Here is a 17165-nt window from a genome sequence, read left to right on the forward strand (position 1 = left end):
CGTTACACAACTCACAGCGGAATTCGGAGCCCCCCACCCCCGACCCCTCCCCGCAAGGGGGAGGGGGAGAGCACCGTCTCTCCCTCATCGCTTCTCGATCACGAGGCTCTGCACCACGCGGCCGAAATAGCCCCTGGCATCACCGAGCCGCGCCATTGCGAGGCCGGCGCCGTCCGGGCCGATCCAGCTTTCGGCGTCGAGCAGGATCCAGTCGCCGACCGGCTCGCGGGCCATGTTCACGGTGAGGTCGGCGTTGAGAAAGGTGTAGCTGTGAAAGTCGAGCGCGGCCGAGGTGCCGTTGCAGAAGTCGCTGGCGACGACGGCGCGCATCGCCTGTGACACCGCCTCGCCTTCGACCAGCGGCCAGTCGACGCGGTACCAGATCGCGCCCGGCCCCTTGACGCCGAAGCGTCCGCGCGCGGCGCGGAGCGTCATGCCGCGCACGAACGGGCTGGTGGAGAAATCAGCCGGCTCGGGCTGGGCGTCGTCTGGTCCGGCGAGATCGACCGGCAGCTGACGGATATCATCCGGCAGCGGCACTGCATCCTGCCTGATCTTCAGCACGGTCGCGGTCACCACCACGGTGTCGCCGGCGCGCAGGCGCACGGCGCAGAGCTGAATCTTGCGGCCCTCGCGCAGCACCTCGGTCTCGACGGCGAGCGGGGCGAGCGGCACCGGCCGCATCAGGTCGATGGTGACGCGGGCGATGCGCATCGGCGACTTGGTCGCGATGCGTTCCGCCGCCCACACCGCCAGCGCCGACGGCGCGGAACCGTGCTGCATCGTCGGGTCCCAGGGACCCGCGGCATCGGGACTGACGACGACCTGGTCGTCCGTGACGCGGAAGATCGGCCGCATCAGCGCACGCTTCGCCATGCCCTAGCCGGCGCTGGCAAAGGCGCGGTCGGCGCCGCTCGGCAGTTCGATGTCGACCTCGAGCGTCGAGACATGCTTCCCCCGGTCCATGCGGACGATGACCTTGTCCGGATCGAGTACCACGTGGCGCGAAACCACGGCGAGGATTTCCTCGCGCAGCTGCATGAGGAGATCGGGCTGGCCACGCAGGCTGCGCTCATGCGCGAGCAGGATCTGCAGCCGCTCCCGCGCGACCGGCGCCGAGGCTGTTCGCCCCGTAAAGAGCCGCAGCACGCTCATGCAGCCCTCCGTCCCAAGAGCAGGTTCATCAGGCCCTTGCGCTCGACAGGGATCTGCATCTCGACCTCCTCGCCGAGCAGGCGGCGCATCGCGTCGTGATAGGCCCGCGCCGGCGCGCTCGCCGGGCTGTTGAGCGTCACGGGGCAGCCGACATTGGAGGCGCGCAGCACGTCCTGGCTTTCCGGCACGATGCCGAGCAAGGGCGTCGCCAGGATCTCCAGCACGTCGTCGATCGACAGCATCTCGCCGCGCGCGGCGCGGCCGGCATCGTAGCGGGTGATCAGGATGTGCTTCTCGACGCGCTCGCCGTTCTCGGCGCGCACCGTCTTGGAGTCGAGCATGCCGATGATGCGGTCGGAATCGCGCACCGACGACACTTCCGGGTTGGTGACGATGATCGCCTCGTCGGCATAGCGCATCGCCAGCATGGCGCCGCGCTCGATGCCGGCCGGGCTGTCGCAGATCACCCAGTCGAAGGTCTTGCGCAATTCGTGGATGACGCGGCCGACGCCGTCCTCGGTCAGCGCATCCTTGTCCTTGGTCTGCGAGGCCGGCAGCAGCCACAGATTCTCCAGCCGCTTGTCGCGGATCAGGGCCTGCGGCAGCTTGGCGACGCCGTGCACGACGTTGATGAGATCGAACACGACGCGCCGCTCGGCGCCGAGCACGAGATCGAGATTGCGCAGGCCGACGTCAAAATCGACGACCACCACCTTCTCGCCGGCCTGCGCCAGCGCCGCGCCCATCGCCGCCGTGGTGGTGGTCTTGCCGACGCCACCCTTGCCCGACGTCACAACAAGTACTTTCGCCATCTTACGAATCCTCCTGCTACTCAGTTCAATGCAACGATCTTCATGGAATGACCTTCGAGCCGGGCCTGTGCGGCCCGGCCGCGCAATGCATCGTCGATCTGCTCGGCGGTCTGGTAGTAGCCGTCGATCGCGACCAGCTCGGCCTCGATCTTCTGGCAATAGATGCGTGCGGCCGAATTGCCGTTGATGCCGGCCATGGCGCGGCCGCGCAGCGCGCCATAGACATGGATGGAGCCGCCGGCGACGATCTCGGCGCCCGACGACACCGCGCCGAGCACGGTGACGTCGCCGTCGGGAAACACGATGGATTGGCCGGAGCGCACCGGCTGATCGAGCAGCAGCGAGGTCGGCTGCTGCAGCTGCGGCTTCTCCGGCTCGATCTCCTGCACCGCGCAGTGGCGGCCGCCGGACAGCAGCGGCGGCATGCCGAGCGAGAGACGGCCCTGCTCGACGCCTTCGAGGCCGAGCACGCGGATGTTGCGCGCCTCGATGCTCTTGATCAGATGGGTGATGGCGAGCGGGCTCAGATCCACCGCGGAGAGATCGAGCACGATCGGCTTGCCGATGAAGAAGCCGGGCGAGCCTTTGAGCGTCGCATCGAGCTCGCTGAGCCAGTCGGCAATGGGTACCGCCGGCGAGAACACGAAGGCGACGTAGGAGCGCCCGCGCAGACGAATAACAGGACGCACCGTTTCAGCGCTGGCACTCATGACCATCCGACCCAACCCTTCTTAGTGATTGGTTAACTGTCGGCGCCAGATGGTTAACGGATGGTTAAATCGAGGCTAAGCTGCTCGAAAATCGACAGCCGCCCGCCTGACATCCTTCGATGATGATCGAATCAAGGCAGAAAATTGGCGCGAATACGACGCAAATCCTGAGCATCTGCGTCAAGACCCGTCATGCCTCATTTCGATCACATCATGATGATAACTTTAACGTACATATAATGCGGAGCCGACGGCTTTAAGCGGTTCCGATCAATTGACACTCGTTGGGGGGCGGGGCATGGGATTAATCAAGGCGCTGAAGGCACGGTCAACGTGGCCCGGCGCCCGGCAGGAAGGGACCTTCGGCGTGCGATCGGTGATCGACGCGAAACGTCTGATTCTGCAAGTGATTCCGTGTGAACTGAAGTGGCAGACTAGCTCCCGTCCTTCGTTTGAAAATAGCTCTCATACGACCGTGGCAGAAGCGAACAGTTGACCGGAATTGAGCGTCAGAGGAGTAGCGTATGAGTTCGTTGAGTGAACAGAATCCGATGAACCCGCAGGACCCGCTGCACTATGCACCGCGGTGGCTGCGTGAACGACCGGAAGCCGCACGTCTATCTCTCGTCGGTGACAACGCCAAGGCAGCGGAGGCGGCCGAGCGTCCCGCTTCGGGACAGCAAGGACCGCTCGATGCTCGTTTGGAGACCGCCGTGTTCGAATCCCTCCGTCAGTCGTTGAATCCGCAGGTCATGCGCGAGCCCCCAGAGTTCGAGCGTGAGCGTGACCGCCGCTCGGTCGTGTTCAAGATCGCCGGCCGCTTCGCAGCCGCCACCGGCGTCGCCGCCGTCGTCGCGCTGTTCTTCGTCAACATCGTACCGGTGTGGCGCCAGCCCGATGCGAGCTCGTCCTTCGTCGCCGCCGTGCAGTCGATGAAGACGCTGCCGCCGGTCGCGGCCGATGTGCAGGACGCCAAGGCCGACCAGACCAGCTCGCTGCCGGAGCGCGCCGAGCCGCAGGTCCCGGCCCTGTCGCAGTTCAAGTCGCTGCTGGCCTCGGATGCGCAGGCGCAGGCCCCCGCGGCTGACGCCGACACGCCCGAAAAGCCCATGCTGCAGCAGTTCATGCAGTGGAACCAGAAGACCGGTCAGATGGAGCGGGTTCGCTAATCCGTTCCGCCTGAGCCGACCCTCAAACAGCTCGCACAAGGCGATCATGATCGACGTCCTACCGCAGAAAGCGGCAGCACGCGGTCCGTTAGCACACGCCCGTATCGCAGCCATGCTGCTCGGGACCATCGTGGCCAGCGGAGCCTTTGCCGTGTCCGGCGAGGCCTATGCCGCGCCCGGCGAAACTGTGAGCGTGGCGCGCCAGCTCGGCAGCCGCGTCGGACCGATCATCGGCTCGGCGCTCGCCTGCCGCGACATCGCCCGGCCGCGCATCCAGGCGATCATCGAGAAATTCCAGCTCGTCATCCGCGAGGCCGCCGCCAGCGAGGCCGACCGCGACGAATTGACCCGCCTGCTCGACCGCTTCGTCGCCGACGGCCGCAGCCTGGTGACTTCAGGCCGGATCGACTGCCCGAGCGCGGAGCGCCAGCTCGCCGATCTCGAACAGTCGATCGCCGCGCCGGCCGCGGCCCGATCCAGCCTCCCCGCCGTGACGCTCGCCCCTTCGAGCGCCGTGGCCGCGACGATGCCGGCGCAGGTCCTGCCGCCCGCGGTCGAGACGCGCGGCATCACGCAGAACGACATCAAGTTCGGCATGGTCATCCCCTATGGCGGGCCGGTGAAGGAAAGCGGGCGGCAGCTGAAGATCGGCGTCGAGGCCGCCTTCAGGCGCGTCAACGAGGCCGGCGGCGTCAACGGCCGCGCCCTGAAGCTCGTCACCGCCGACGACGGCTATGATCCGTCGCGCACGCTCGATGCGATGAAGCAGCTGTACGACAACGACCAGGTGTTCGGCTTCGTCTGCAATTTCGGCTCGGCCACCGCGGCCGTCGCGATCCCCTACGCGCTGGAGCGCCGCGCGCTGTTCTTCGCGCCCTACACCGGCGCCAACGTCGTGCGTCACGATCCGCCGGACCGCTACGTCTTCAACTACCGGCCGAGCTACGCCGAGGAGACCGACGCGCTGGTCCGCTATCTCGTCAAGATCCGCAAGCTGCAGCCGCGCCAGATCGTCGTGTTCGCGCAGAACGACGCCTTCGGCGATGCGGGCTTCGCCGGCGTGTCCAAGGCCTTCCGCACGCTCGGCGCCAACGAGAACGCGATCGTGCGCGTCAACTATCCGCGCAACAGCATCGAGGTCGACGACGCCATCAGCCAGCTCAGGCTGCTGAAGACGCCGGTCCGCGCCGTGATCATGCTGGCGACCACGCGCGCCGCCGCCAAGTTCATCGAGAAGGCGCACGACGTGTTTCCCGGCGCGATCTTCGCCAACATCTCGGCGGTGGGCGGCTCGGCGCTCGCGAGCGAGCTGCTGCTGCTCGGCCCGCGCTACACCGACGGCGTCATCGTCACCCAGACGGTGCCGGGCGTGTCGGGCTATTCCAGCCTCGTGCTCGACTACAAGACTGCGCTGGCGAAGTACTTCCCGGGCGAAGCGGCGGACTACATGTCGCTCGAGGGCTACATCTCGGCGAGCGTGCTGATCGAGGGATTGAAGCGCGCCGGCCGCAGCTTCGACACCGAGCAGCTGGTGGAGACGCTCGAGACCATGCGCGACCTCGATCTCGGCCTTGGCGCCCAGCTCGGCTTCGGCCGCTCCGAACACCAGGCCTCGCACAAGATCTGGGGCACGGCGCTGGACGAAAGCGGCAACTTCCAGCCGATCGAGCTTGACTAGAATACCGCTGGCCAAAAACCAGCACGGACTACCACGACAAAAAAGCGGCAGAGAAACCCGACATTAATTCGAAATGCCACGAATAGCAGAGCGGTGAGGGTGAGCAGCAGCTCTTAGAGCAAACGGATAGATAGTTTGATGACCGTTCATTGGTCCGCATTGATCATGGGAAGCCTGGTTTCGGTTTCCATCAGCCCCGCTTTCGCGGCGGCAACTGATGTCGTCAGGGATCTTGCCGGCAGGGTGGGACCGATCGTGGGACAGGCCTCGGCCTGCCCGGACATCGCGCAAGGACGCGTCCAGACCATCGTCGACAAATTCCGCGAAGCCATCCGGCAGTCCTCCAGCAATGACGGCGAGCGCGATCAGCTGACGCGGACCTTCAACGGCTATATTGCCGAAGGCCGTAGCCGTACGGGGGCCTCGCAGGCGAATTGCGCGGCTGCGGAGCGGCAGCTCACGGACCTGGAGCGCTCGCTCGGCCAGCCGGCAGCCGCCGCAAACCCATCGTCCAGGACTGAGGCGACGACCGGCGCCGTCACCACCGAGCCGGTCCGCGGCGTCACCGATCGCGAGATCCGGTTCGGCATGGTCCTGCCGTTCTCCGGCATCCGCAAGGAGACCGGACGCCAGATGAGGCAGGGCATCGAGGCCGCCTTCGCGCGCGCCAATGATGCCGGCGGCATCAACGGGCGAGCGCTGCGGCTCGTGGCCGCCGACGACGGCTATGACCCCAACCGCACCCTCGGGGCGATGGCGCACCTCTACGACAAGGAGCAGGTGTTCGGCTTCATCGGCAACATCGGCACCGCGAACTCGCAGGTCGCGATCCCTTACGCGCTCGAGCGGCGCGCGCTCTACTTCGCGCCGAACTCAGGCGCCGCCGTGGTGCGGCACGACCCGCCGGATCGCTATGTTTTCAACTACCGGGCGAGCTACGCCGAGGAGACCGCGGCACTGGTCCGCTATCTGGTCAAGATGAAGCGCATCTCGCCCAAGCAGATCGCGGTGCTGACCCAGCAGGACGCGTTTGGCGACGACGGCTTCGCCGGCGTCGCCAAGGCCTATCGGCAGTTGAACATCGCCGACCCCGTGATACGCATCAACTATCCGCGCGCCACGATGGACGTGGAAGAGGCCGTCAACCAGGTCAAGGCGTACAAGCCGGGCTTCAAGGCCATCATCATTGTGGGGACCGACCGGGCAGCTGCCAAATTCATCGAGAAGACGCACGACGCCGTGCCAGGCCTGATCTATGCCAACGTGTCCGCCGTGGGATCGACCTCGCTTGCGACCGAGCTGAAGCTGCTCGGTCCGCGATACACCAACGGCGTCATCGTGACGCAGGGCGTTCCGGCCGTTTCCGGCTATTCGAGCCTGGTCCTCGACTACAAGAATGCCCTGGCGAAATATGCCCCCGGCGAAGAGCCGGACTACACGTCGCTCGAAGGCTACATCGCGGCGACGATCCTGATCCAGGCGCTGAAGCAGACCAGTCCGCTCGACACCGAGCGGCTCGTCGACACGCTGGAATCGATGCGCAGCCTCGATCTCGGCCTTGGCGCCCAACTTGCTTTTGGACGCGCGGAGCACCAGGCGTCGCACAAGATCTGGGGCACCGCGCTCGACGGGAACGGCACGTACCAGGCGATCGAACTGGAATAGACGAAGAGACTAAGACTGAGGGGAAAGAACTGGTTGTAGGCGACGCTTTAGCGAGTTCTAAAGCATGATCGGAAAAAGGCGTGCCGGGTTACCGAAATGGTCATGCTCTTAGGAAAAGCTGGTGTGTGCATGGTGGCGGTCTTAAGTCTTCTCCGTCGCAGACACAGAGCGTCAAATCACCAGGCGGAAGACCTGGATGGGGTCCATAGTGGGATAGTGGCAATGAGCTTTCGTTCTAGCGTGTTCTTGGTTGCGGCATTGCTCGCAACGCCCGCCAGCGCGGCGGGCACTAATGCGGATGTGGTGCGTAATCTTGCGAGCCGGGTTGGGCCGATCGTGGGAGCAGCATCCGCCTGTCAGGCGATCGACCAAGGCCGCGTTCAGGCCATTGTCGACAAGTTTCGCGAGGTGATTCGAGAGGCCTCAACGGGCGGCTCGGATCGGGACGAGCTGACGCGCGTGTTCAACGGCTATGTTGCCGATGGTCGCAACCGCGTGGGCGCGTCACAGACCGATTGCAACACGGCGGGCCGCCAGCTCGCCGAACTCGAGCGCTCGCTCGGGCAGACCGCGCCGAGCCAGACGGCCACCAGCCTCGCCGGGGTGATCGCCCCGTCCGCGGCGGTCGCCGCGACGGCACCGACGGCGACGCTGCCGCCGCCGGCCGCCAGCAACGTCCAGGGGATCACCCCGAACGAGATCCGGTTCGGCATCGCCGCTCCGTTCTCGGGCGCGTCCAAGGAGCTCGGACGGCAGATGAAGATGGGCATCGAGGCCGCCTTCAACCGCGCCAACGACGGCGGTGGCGTCGGCGGACGCTCGCTGCGCCTGTTCTCGGCCGACGACGGCTACGAGCCGGCGCGGACGCTGGACGCGATGAAGCAGCTCTACGAAAAGGACAAGGTGTTCGGCTATATCGGCAATGTCGGCACGCCGACCTCCGCCGTCGCCATGCCCTATGCGCTGCAGCGCCGGGTGCTGTTCTACGGGGCGTTCACCGGCGCCAACATCCTGCGCAACGATCCGCCGGATCGCTACGTGTTCAACTACCGCGCCAGCTACGCGGAAGAGACCGACACCGTCGTGCGCTATCTGGTGAAGCTGCGCCGTCTGCAGCCGCGCGACATCGCGGTGTTCGCCCAGCAGGACTCCTACGGTGACGCCGGCTTCTCCGGTGTGGCCAAGGCGTTCCGCTCGCTCGGCCTGGCCGACACCTCGATCGTGCGGTTCAACTACAAGCGCAACACGGTCGACGTCGACGAGGCGGTCAACCAGCTCAGGGCGATGAAGAACCCGCCCAAGGCGATCGTCATGGTGGCGACCTACCGGGCTGCCGCCAAGTTCATCGAGAAGACGCGCGATCTCTACCCGAACATGGTCTACACCAACGTGTCGTTCGTGGGGTCGACCGAGCTGTCCGATGAGCTGATGCTGCTCGGCCCGCGCTATGCCAGCGGCGTGATCGTCACCCAGGTGGTGCCGGCCGTCGGCGGCTATTCCAGCGCCGTGCTCGAGTACAAGTCCGCGCTGGAAAAGTACTTCCCGGGCGAAGCTCCTTCGTACGTCTCGTTCGAGGGCTATATCGCGGCCAATGTGCTGATCCAGGCGCTGCGCAAGGTCGGCCCGCAGGTCGACACCGAGGCCCTGATCGACACGCTGGAGAACATGCAAAGCGTCGATCTCGGCCTTGGCGCCAAGCTCGGCTTCGGCCGCGCCGAGCACCAAGCCTCGCATAAGATCTGGGGTACGGCGCTCGACGAGCGCGGCAAGTTCCAGGCGATCGAGCTGGAATAGTCTGCGCCGGACCAGGACTCTGACATCGGGACGCGGCAGCCACCGGCTGCCGCGTCTTTTCGTTTCGAGCTGGCGTTGCTGATGCCGAACGGGGACGGGATCAGCGCGGCCGAGGCCGCGAACTGCTCACCCGACTCGCACCGTTGCGCGGGAGCCGCCAAATTGCGGCGTTTTGACACACGTCAGAATGGCAACAACAGCCAATACCTCTAGTAAAAGTTGAATTGCGGCATTCCGCTACGCCTCTTGGTTCGTGGTCGCGGCGGCCTTCCCGTGATCTGATCACTACGTCTTTCCATCCATCAATCGATGATTGCGTACGGACTTCCGATCACCGCCCTGGCCCGCCACATGGCTTGACGCCGGCCATTTTCAGCGGATCCAGCCACGGCTCTCGGCACGTCGGACGGAACGAGGCGCCGTCATCCGGGACGAAAGCTCGAGCCTCCGTCGAAGCGAGCAAGAGAAAGCTGCCAGAGATGACATCGCCGTTCACCCCCGGCTCCGACGACTGGCGGGCGATGCTGAGGCTCGTGGGGGAGGTAGGAGAGCTCGGCACAACTCCGGGCGAAGCCTGCGCGCATCTGATGGCCGAACTGGCGAAGCTGATTGGCTCCGGGCCCGTGTGGTGGAGCGTGGTCGGGGGCGCCGACCCCGGCCGCGGAGCCGACAGCGACGGGACGGCCGAAGTGGCGCTATCGCAGGTGCACGGGCTCGATCACGCAACGCTGCAGCGATGGGAGCAGACCTATCTGCAGGCGCGCGCCTATGGCGAGCACCCGATGTGGGAGAGGGCCTTCGCCGCGCCCGGCTGCGCCCGCAGCTTCCTGCGGCGGGATATCGTCGCGGACGACGCCTGGTATCGAAACCCTCACGTCACCGGCTACGTCCGTGGCTTCGGCGCGGATGACGTCGTGGCCGCCATCGTGCCGATCGGCGGCGGCGCGGAGCTTTGCGTCGCCGCCATGCGGGCGTGGGGCGACACCGGCTTCACGGCGCGCGAGCGCGAGATGATTCTGCAGCTCTCGCAGCACACCTCCTGGCTGGCGCAGCGTCCGGATCCGCTTGCCGTCATGGCCAAAGGCCACACCGGCCGCCCCTTCACGATCGCCGAGCTGGCGCCGCGGCATCGTTCGGTGCTCGAACTGCTGGCAGCCGGCCACAGCGAGAAGCGGATCGCGGCTGCGCTGAACATCAGTCCCCGGACGGCACACAAGTATATCGAGCAGATCTACCGCGCCCTCGACGTCTCCAGCCGGGCCGAGCTGATGGCGCGTTTCATTGCACGCTGACAACACATGGACACGAAGCGGCGCACGTAGCCATTTGGCTACGCTGACGGCCGGGTTGCCGCGCCGGTAGCGTGATCGGGTCATGGGCTGCGCCGACGATCTGGCGCGCCGCGAACGCGATCATCTCCGGAGACTGCAATGCCTGCCCTGCCGACCCGCCGTGCCCTGCTGGCTTCGACGGCGCTGACCACCCTGCTGCTGACCTCGGCACTGCCTGCGACAGCTCAGAACGCGACGTGGCTCGCGACGCCCGGATCGGTCGACTTCAACACCGGGACCAATTGGGACACCGGCAATTTGCCGACCGGCACCGCCACCTTCGGCACCTCCGGCACCTCCAACCTGACGATCACGAGCAGCGCCACGCTCGGCGAGCTGGTGTTCGACACCGGCGCGTCGAACTACACCTTCTCGACCAACTTGCAGACTCTCACCTTGGCCGGGGCCGGCATCGTCATCAATGGCGGCAGCGCCACGTTCAACATGACCGGCGGCATGTTCGTGGCGATGTCGTTCTGGAACAGCGCCTCAGCCGGAACGGCCACCATCACCGGATCCGGACTGAGCTTCTTCGGCAACAGCACGGCCGGCTTCGCCAACATCACCAACGACTCGGTCTCGTTGAGCAACAGCGCCACGCTCGGCCATGCCACGTTCAACAATCTGGGCAGCCTGGTGTTCTTCAACGCGACAACAGCCGGCAACGCCACCATCGACAATCACGGCTCCGTGGAGTTCTACGACACCAGCACGGCCGGCAGCTCGACGATCACCAACCAGAGCGGCAGCACCCTCAGCTTCTTCGGCCAGAGCACCGGCGGCGACGCGACCATCATCAATGGCGGCACGGTGAATTTCGCTGGCTCGAACGGGCCGGCGAGTGACGGCAAGCTGAGCGCCGGCTCCATCGCCGGCACCGGCAACACCATTCTCGGCGCCAACGAGCTCACCGTCGGCGGCAACAACAGCTCGACCACCGTGAGCGGGATCATCTCCGGCGCCGGCTCGCTGGCCAAGACCGGCACCGGCACAATGACGCTCACTGGAGCCAACACCTATGCGGGCGGGACCACCTTCGCCGGTGGCACGGTCAGTGTCGCCTCCGACGCCAATCTCGGCGGTGCAACGGGCAGCCTGACCTTCAATGGCGGCACGCTGCAGGTTACCGGCACCTCCTTCGCCTCGACCGCGCGCACCATCAATTGGGCCACAGGTGGCGGCGGCTTCGACATCGCCGACCCCGCCAACACCTTCACGGTGAGCCAGGCGCTCGGCGGCGGAAGCCTCTCCAAGCTGGGGGCCGGCACGCTGAGGCTCACCGGAGTCAACAGCTACACGGGCGGCACCACCCTCGCCGGCGGCACGGTCAGTGTCGCCTCCGACGCCAATCTCGGCGGCGCAACGGGCAGCCTGACCTTCAATGGCGGCACATTGCAGGTCACCGGCACCTCGTTCAGCTCGACCGCGCGCACGATCAATTGGGGCGCGGGCGGCGGCGGCTTCGACATCACCGATCCCGCCAACGCCTTCACCGTGAGCCAGGCGCTCGGCGGCAGCGGCGGCCTCACCAAGCTGGGGGCCGGCACGCTGACGCTGGCCGGCCTCGACACCTATACGGGTGCGACGGTCGTCAACGCCGGCAGGCTGGCCGTCAATGGCTCGATCGCTGCCTCCAGCGGCCTCACCGTGAACACGGGCGCCACGCTCGGCGGCACCGGCCAATTGCCCGGCGTGATCATCAACGCCGGCGGCACGCTGGCGCCCGGCAATTCGATCGGCACCCTGACCGTCAACGGCAATCTGCAGTTCAACGCCGGCAGCACCTACACGGTGGACGTCTCGCCGAGCGCCGCCGACCGTACCAACGTCACGGGCACGGCGACACTGACCGGCGCCACCGTGAATGCCGTGGCGCTGCCGGGCAGCTTCCGGCAGCAGACCTACACCATCCTCAACGCCACCGGCGGGCTCGGCGGCACGGAGTTCGCCGGGTTCAACGTCACCGGCAGCTTCAGCCCGGCGCGCAACCCGCACCTCACCTACGACCTCACCAACGCCTATCTCGTGCTCGATCCCAGCCTCATGGTGCTGTCTCCGGGCGCGAGCATCAACCAGACCAACGTCGCCAATGGCATCAACCGCGCGGTCGGCGGCGGCGTGACGCCCCCGGCCGGGTTCGACACCTTGCTGAACATGCCGTCCAATGCGGCCGGCCGCGCCCTCGACCAGCTCTCCGGCCAGAGCGGGACGCAGGCCCCAAGCGGCGCCACGCAGCTCGGCGGATCATTCCTGACACTGCTGTCCAACCCGTCGGGCCGCAATGGCGACAGCAGCTCCGCGCCGCTCGGCTACGCTGGCGAGCGCCGACACACGCCGGCGGCCGTGCGCGACGCCTTTGCCGCATTCGAATCGCCCGACCGTTCCGACGCGCGCTGGAATGTCTGGGGCACCGGCTTCGGTGCCGGCAGCCGGCTGTCCGGCGATGCGGCGACCGGCAGCCGTGACAGCTCCGCCCGCGCGGGCGCGGTTGCTGCCGGGGCCGACTATCGGGTCGCGCCAAACACGCGGGCGGGCTTCTCGCTGGCCGGCGGCGCCATGAGCTGGTCTGACAGCAATGGCGGCGGCACGAGCGACCTGATGATGGCTGGTGTCTATGGCCGGCACGAGATCGGCCCGACGACCATCACGGCCGCCGCCAGCTACGCCAACTACTGGATGTCGACCACGCGCACCGTCACGGTCGCAGGCCTCGACCAGCTCACCGCGCGCTTCAACGCGCAGAGTTTTGGCGGCCGCATCGAGGCCGGTCATCGCCTGCCGGTGCCGTTTCTCTCGGCCGAATGGACGCCGTACGGCTCGATCCAGGCGCAGAGCTTCCGCACGCCCGGCTATGCGGAGACCGCAGCGATCGGCTCCAACCAGTTCGCTCTCACCTATGCCGGCCGCAATGCGACCGCGTTCCGCGCCGAGCTCGGCGTGCACACGGACCGGACGATCGCCATCGAGAGCGGCAGCCAGCTCACCTTGTTCGGACGTACCGCCTACGCCCATGACGTCGTCAGCAATCCGGCGCTGTCCGCCAACTTCACCGCGCTCGGCACAGCCAGCGGCTTCACCGTATTCGGCACGCGGCCATCGCAGAACCTGCTGCTGACCTCATCGGGCGCCGAATGGCAGCTCGCCAGCGGCGTCTCCCTCATGATCAGGGCCGACACCGAATGGGGCGAGCGCTCGCGCACCACCTCCGGCACGGGACGCATCCGATATACGTGGTGATGACGAAAGACTGGTTCGATGAAAAGTGGAAAGAGGCTACGGGGAAAAATCTCGTAAATCGTCGCCGCTTTCTCCGTCGTCATTCCGGGGCGTGCGAAGCACGAACCCGGAATCCATCTCACGGCAGATCACGCGTCCCGATGGAGTCCGGGCTCGCCGCGCTGTCGCGCGTCGCCCCGGAATGACACCGAGATGGGCGCACAACCGCCCCTTCCACCTCACAGCGGCGGGTCGATCGCCTCATCATATTCCTTCTTGAAGCGCGCGATCAGCTCGGCGGCGGGCAGCACGTCCTTGATGGCGCCGATGCCCTGGCCCGAACCCCAGATCTCCTTCCAGGCCTTCGGCTTGGCGCGCTCGCCGGACTCGTCGGTGCCGAAGCTCATCTTCGACGGATCGGATGTCGGCAGATTGTCGGGATCGAGGCCTGCGGCGACGACCGACGGCTTCAGATAGTTGCCGTGCACGCCGGTGAACAGGTTCGAATAGATGATGTCGTCGGCGCCCGACTTCGTGATCATCTCCTTGTAGCCCCCGACCGCATTCGCCTCCTTGGTGGCGATGAAGGCCGAGCCGATATAGGCGAAGTCGGCGCCGAGAATGCGCGCGGCGCGGATGGCGCGGCCATTGCCGATGGCACCCGACAGCGCGATCGGTCCGTCGAACCAGGTCCGCGTCTCCGCGACGAAGGCGAACGGCGAGATCGTGCCGGCATGGCCGCCGGCGCCGGCCGCGACCAGGATCAGGCCGTCGGCGCCCTTCTCGATCGCCTTGTGGGCAAACTTCTGATTGATGACGTCGTGGAAGACGATGCCGCCCCAGCGATGCGCCGCCTGGTTCAGCTCCTCGCGTGCGCCGAGCGAGGTGATCAGCATCGGCACCTTGTACTTCTCGCACAGCGCCAGATCCTGCTCGAGCCGGTTGTTGGAACGATGCACGATCTGGTTGACGGCGAACGGCGCCGACGGGGCTTCCGGGTGCGCGCGATCATACGCCGCGAGCTCCTCGGTGATGCGCGCCAGCCATTCGTCGAGCAGCGCGGCCGGCCGCGCGTTGAGAGCGGGAAACGAGCCGACCACACCGGCCTTGCACTGCGCGATCACCAGATCGGGCACGGAGATGATGAACAATGGCGAGCCGATCACGGGGATCGACAGGCGCCCCTTGAACAAGGCGGGCATGGACATGGACGGGAATTCCTCTTCGTGAAATGCGGAGATGCTCGCTTGCAAGCATGCCCGACATCAGGCCGTGATGGCAATTCGCTCGCAGAGGGACCGGAAAAGCCCGTGGAGGGTCTTGCGTTGAGGCGCTGGCCGCGACGCGCGCAAGGCTGTGCGGCGGCCTATTGGCAGAGCGCCGAGGTCACGAAGGTGTCGGTGCGGCAGTCGCCGGGCTTGCGCTGCCGCCCGGGAATCAGCACCCGGGCCGAGCAGGTCTCGGCCGAATCGGTGTTGAGGCTCTTGCCTTCCTTGTAGCCCTTGCCCTGGCACAGCCGGTCGGCGCCGAGCTTGCAATCCGGCGTGCCGTTGCCGGCCAGCGGACAGGCCATGCGGCCGGAGATCATGGTGGACGGCTTGGCGAGCCGCGAGAGCGTGTCGCCGGTCTCCTTCAGAACGCCGGACGGGTTGTCGCCAGCTTTCGGAGCGATCGGCCGATCGGCTTGCCGGGGCTGCTGGTCAGACGACGCGCCGTCTGTCTCGCCTTCGGTCGAAGGCGGCGCCAGGGTGGCCTCCGGACGCTTCAGGGGAATGATCGACATCTTCTCGAACAGCTTGCCGAGCTCGTCCACCAGGCCGGGACTGGATTGCGGCGGCGCCGGCGGCGGAGGTGGCTGCTGCTGCGGCGGCGCCTCGCGCAGACCCAGCGGCGGGGCCGATTGAGCCCAAGCCGTGGCAGCGCAAAGCACGACGACGAGCGGCGCCAATGCTGCAGCCAGCCCGGGGCGCCGCGGCCGCATCAGATCAGCTTCACCGCGATGACGAAGCCGGCCACCAGCACGGCCGCGCCGATCGCAACCCACAGCCCGAGATGCTTCTCGATGTGCACCTTGATCCATTCGCCATAGCGGTTGAGCACGATCGCGGCGATGAAGAAGCGGCCGCCGCGCGCCACGATCGAGCAGACGATGAAGAGGAACAGGTTGTAGCCGGCGAAGCCCGACGTGATCGTGACGAGCTTGTAGGGGATCGGCGTCAGCCCCTTGAGCAGGATGATGATGGCGCCCCACTCGGCGTAGGAGGCCCTGAACGCCTCGACCTTGTCACCGAGGCCATAGAGCTGGATCAGCCATTGGCCGAGCGAATCATAGAGCAGCGCGCCGATCGCGTAGCCGACGATGCCGCCAGCCACCGACGCCGCGGTGCAGACGCCGGCGAACAGCCAGGCGCGCTGCGGCTTGGCCAGCGACATCGGGATCAGCATCACATCCGGCGGCACCGGAAAGAACGAGCTTTCAGCGAAGGCGATCGCCGCCATGATCCAGAGGGCATGGGGCTTGTGGGCGGCGTCGATACACCAGTCATAGATCCGTCTGAGCATGGTCCGCGATGAAGCAAACCGGGCCGGGTTTGTCCATGGCCGATGTGCCGGTCGTATGCCTGCGTCAATGCCGCTTGCGCATCGTCCGGCCCTCAGCCGCGACGATCGGTCGCCCTGGCACCCGCCCGGGGGCGGCTTTGACGACCTTTGCGGGCGATTTCGGCAGCTTCTCGGCGATGCCGAGCATCAGCTCGCGCCGCTCCATCTCGCGCCAGACATCTTCGGGCTGGATGTCGAGCTCGGCCCACAGCACCGCCAGATTGTACAACAGGTCGGCACTCTCCCGCACCACCGCCTGGGCATCGCCGCCGACGGCATCGATGGCGACCTCGATGGCCTCCTCGCCGATTTTCTTGGCCATCTTCGCCCTGCCCTGCTGCATCAGCTTGGCCGTGCGCGAGCGCGCGGGGTCCAGGTCCCTCGCAGCCAGAATTGCGCGATAGAGCCGCTCGATCGAATCGGTCATCCGACCACAATAGTCAAAATCAATGGCGCCGGTGTTAATGTCTGCGGCAGGCATGAAAAATCCGCCGGCGCGGGGCCGGCGGATGGTTTCAGATCGTCCAATATCACCAATGCGGGTGGTGATAGTAGCCGCCACCGCCGTAGTAGGGGCCGCCGCCATAGGACTGATAGCCCGGCTGGTAGCCATAATAGGCCGGCCGGCCATAGTAGTAGTTGTCCTCGTAGTAGGACCGGCGGTTCTGGGCCGCGGCGATCGCGAGTCCGGTGCCGACGATGCCGGCGAAGGCCGCCGCAGCAGCCGCGCCGCCATTGCCGCGATAGTGTCGACGACGCGCGCTGACATCGGTCAGGCCCTCGTCGCTCGCCGTCTTCGCCACGACACGCTTCTCAGCCGGCGCAGAGCCGGCGAAGGCGAGGGTGGGCTGGACGGCCGTCAAAGTCACCGCGGCCACCGTCGCCAGGACGGTAGCACGGCCAAAGCGTGAAAAACTTCCGCGCTGTGCGATCATGTGATCCTCCGTACGATCAAATTCGCCGAACCAACTCTCCAGCCTGCCCACAGTTCCCGGCGCGAAACCCGGAGTCGAAGCCGCAAATCGCCGCAGGCC

15 protein-coding genes are annotated in these 17165 nt (G+C 66.5%); 6 read left to right on the forward strand and 9 right to left on the reverse strand.

Features of this window, described 5'->3' with window-relative positions; genetic code table 11:
* Window positions 1–84 precede the first annotated feature (84 nt).
* The 4 genes from QQL87_RS20600 to minC are packed head-to-tail and all read right to left on the reverse strand — an operon-like array spanning window position 85 to window position 2683.
* Complete coding sequence (locus QQL87_RS20600; protein ID WP_284418241.1) at window positions 85–876, reverse strand: thioesterase family protein; 792 nt, start codon at window positions 874–876, stop codon at window positions 85–87.
* A 3-nt stretch (window positions 877–879) separates the two neighbouring features.
* A complete protein-coding gene (gene minE, locus QQL87_RS20605; RefSeq protein WP_284418242.1) occupies window positions 880–1155 on the reverse strand; it encodes a cell division topological specificity factor MinE in 276 nt (91 codons plus the stop codon).
* A complete protein-coding gene (gene minD / locus QQL87_RS20610) occupies window positions 1152–1967 on the reverse strand; it encodes a septum site-determining protein MinD (RefSeq protein ID WP_284418243.1) in 816 nt (271 codons plus the stop codon). Before minD ends, minE begins: the two co-directional genes overlap by 4 nt.
* A gap of 20 nt (window positions 1968–1987) precedes the next feature.
* Window positions 1988–2683, reverse strand: coding sequence for a septum site-determining protein MinC (minC, locus tag QQL87_RS20615; RefSeq protein WP_284418244.1), 696 nt, complete (start codon window positions 2681–2683; stop codon window positions 1988–1990).
* Window positions 2684–3390: 707 nt separating this feature from the next.
* On the opposite strand from minC, the gene QQL87_RS20620 reads away from it, so the two are divergent.
* The 6 genes from QQL87_RS20620 (at window position 3391) to QQL87_RS20645 (ending at window position 13551) form a co-directional block, all read left to right on the forward strand.
* The gene (locus QQL87_RS20620; protein ID WP_284418245.1) at window positions 3391–3846 is read left to right on the forward strand and encodes a hypothetical protein; all 456 of its coding nucleotides are present in this window, start codon (window positions 3391–3393) and stop codon (window positions 3844–3846) included.
* Between the two features lie 46 nt (window positions 3847–3892).
* Window positions 3893–5524, forward strand: a complete 1632-nt coding sequence (locus tag QQL87_RS20625) for an ABC transporter substrate-binding protein (RefSeq protein WP_284418246.1) — start codon at window positions 3893–3895, stop codon at window positions 5522–5524.
* 138 nt (window positions 5525–5662) lie between these two features.
* Complete coding sequence (locus tag QQL87_RS20630) at window positions 5663–7189, forward strand: ABC transporter substrate-binding protein (protein WP_284418247.1); 1527 nt, start codon at window positions 5663–5665, stop codon at window positions 7187–7189.
* A 222-nt stretch (window positions 7190–7411) separates the two neighbouring features.
* Entirely contained in the window at window positions 7412–8983 is a 1572-nt protein-coding gene (locus QQL87_RS20635) for an ABC transporter substrate-binding protein (protein WP_284418248.1), read from the forward strand.
* 479 nt (window positions 8984–9462) lie between these two features.
* Window positions 9463–10275, forward strand: a complete 813-nt coding sequence (locus tag QQL87_RS20640) for a helix-turn-helix transcriptional regulator (protein WP_284418249.1) — start codon at window positions 9463–9465, stop codon at window positions 10273–10275.
* A gap of 138 nt (window positions 10276–10413) precedes the next feature.
* On the forward strand, window positions 10414–13551 hold the full coding sequence (locus QQL87_RS20645) for an autotransporter outer membrane beta-barrel domain-containing protein (protein WP_284418250.1): 3138 nt from the start codon (window positions 10414–10416) through the stop codon (window positions 13549–13551).
* A 218-nt stretch (window positions 13552–13769) separates the two neighbouring features.
* Here the strand turns inward: QQL87_RS20645 and QQL87_RS20650 are convergent, their stop codons facing one another.
* The 5 genes from QQL87_RS20650 to QQL87_RS20670 all read right to left on the reverse strand — a co-directional run bounded on the left by QQL87_RS20650 (window position 13770) and on the right by QQL87_RS20670 (window position 17066).
* Entirely contained in the window at window positions 13770–14738 is a 969-nt protein-coding gene (locus QQL87_RS20650; RefSeq protein ID WP_284418251.1) for an NAD(P)H-dependent flavin oxidoreductase, read from the reverse strand.
* Between the two features lie 158 nt (window positions 14739–14896).
* Window positions 14897–15511 carry a hypothetical protein gene (locus tag QQL87_RS20655; RefSeq protein WP_284418252.1) on the reverse strand — a complete coding sequence of 205 codons (615 nt, stop codon included), beginning with the start codon at window positions 15509–15511 and terminating at the stop codon, window positions 14897–14899.
* Complete coding sequence (locus QQL87_RS20660) at window positions 15511–16092, reverse strand: YqaA family protein (RefSeq protein ID WP_284418254.1); 582 nt, start codon at window positions 16090–16092, stop codon at window positions 15511–15513. The genes QQL87_RS20655 and QQL87_RS20660 overlap by 1 nt, the downstream gene beginning before the upstream one ends.
* A 64-nt stretch (window positions 16093–16156) precedes the next feature.
* On the reverse strand, window positions 16157–16558 hold the full coding sequence (gene hisE, locus QQL87_RS20665; RefSeq protein WP_284418410.1) for a phosphoribosyl-ATP diphosphatase: 402 nt from the start codon (window positions 16556–16558) through the stop codon (window positions 16157–16159).
* 103 nt (window positions 16559–16661) lie between these two features.
* Window positions 16662–17066: a hypothetical protein gene (locus QQL87_RS20670; RefSeq protein WP_284418255.1), complete on the reverse strand. Its 405-nt coding sequence runs from the start codon at window positions 17064–17066 to the stop codon at window positions 16662–16664.
* Window positions 17067–17165: the final 99 nt, after the last annotated feature.

It is taken from the genome of Bradyrhizobium sp. SSBR45G (genome assembly GCF_030159255.1).
Classification (GTDB): domain Bacteria; phylum Pseudomonadota; class Alphaproteobacteria; order Rhizobiales; family Xanthobacteraceae; genus Bradyrhizobium.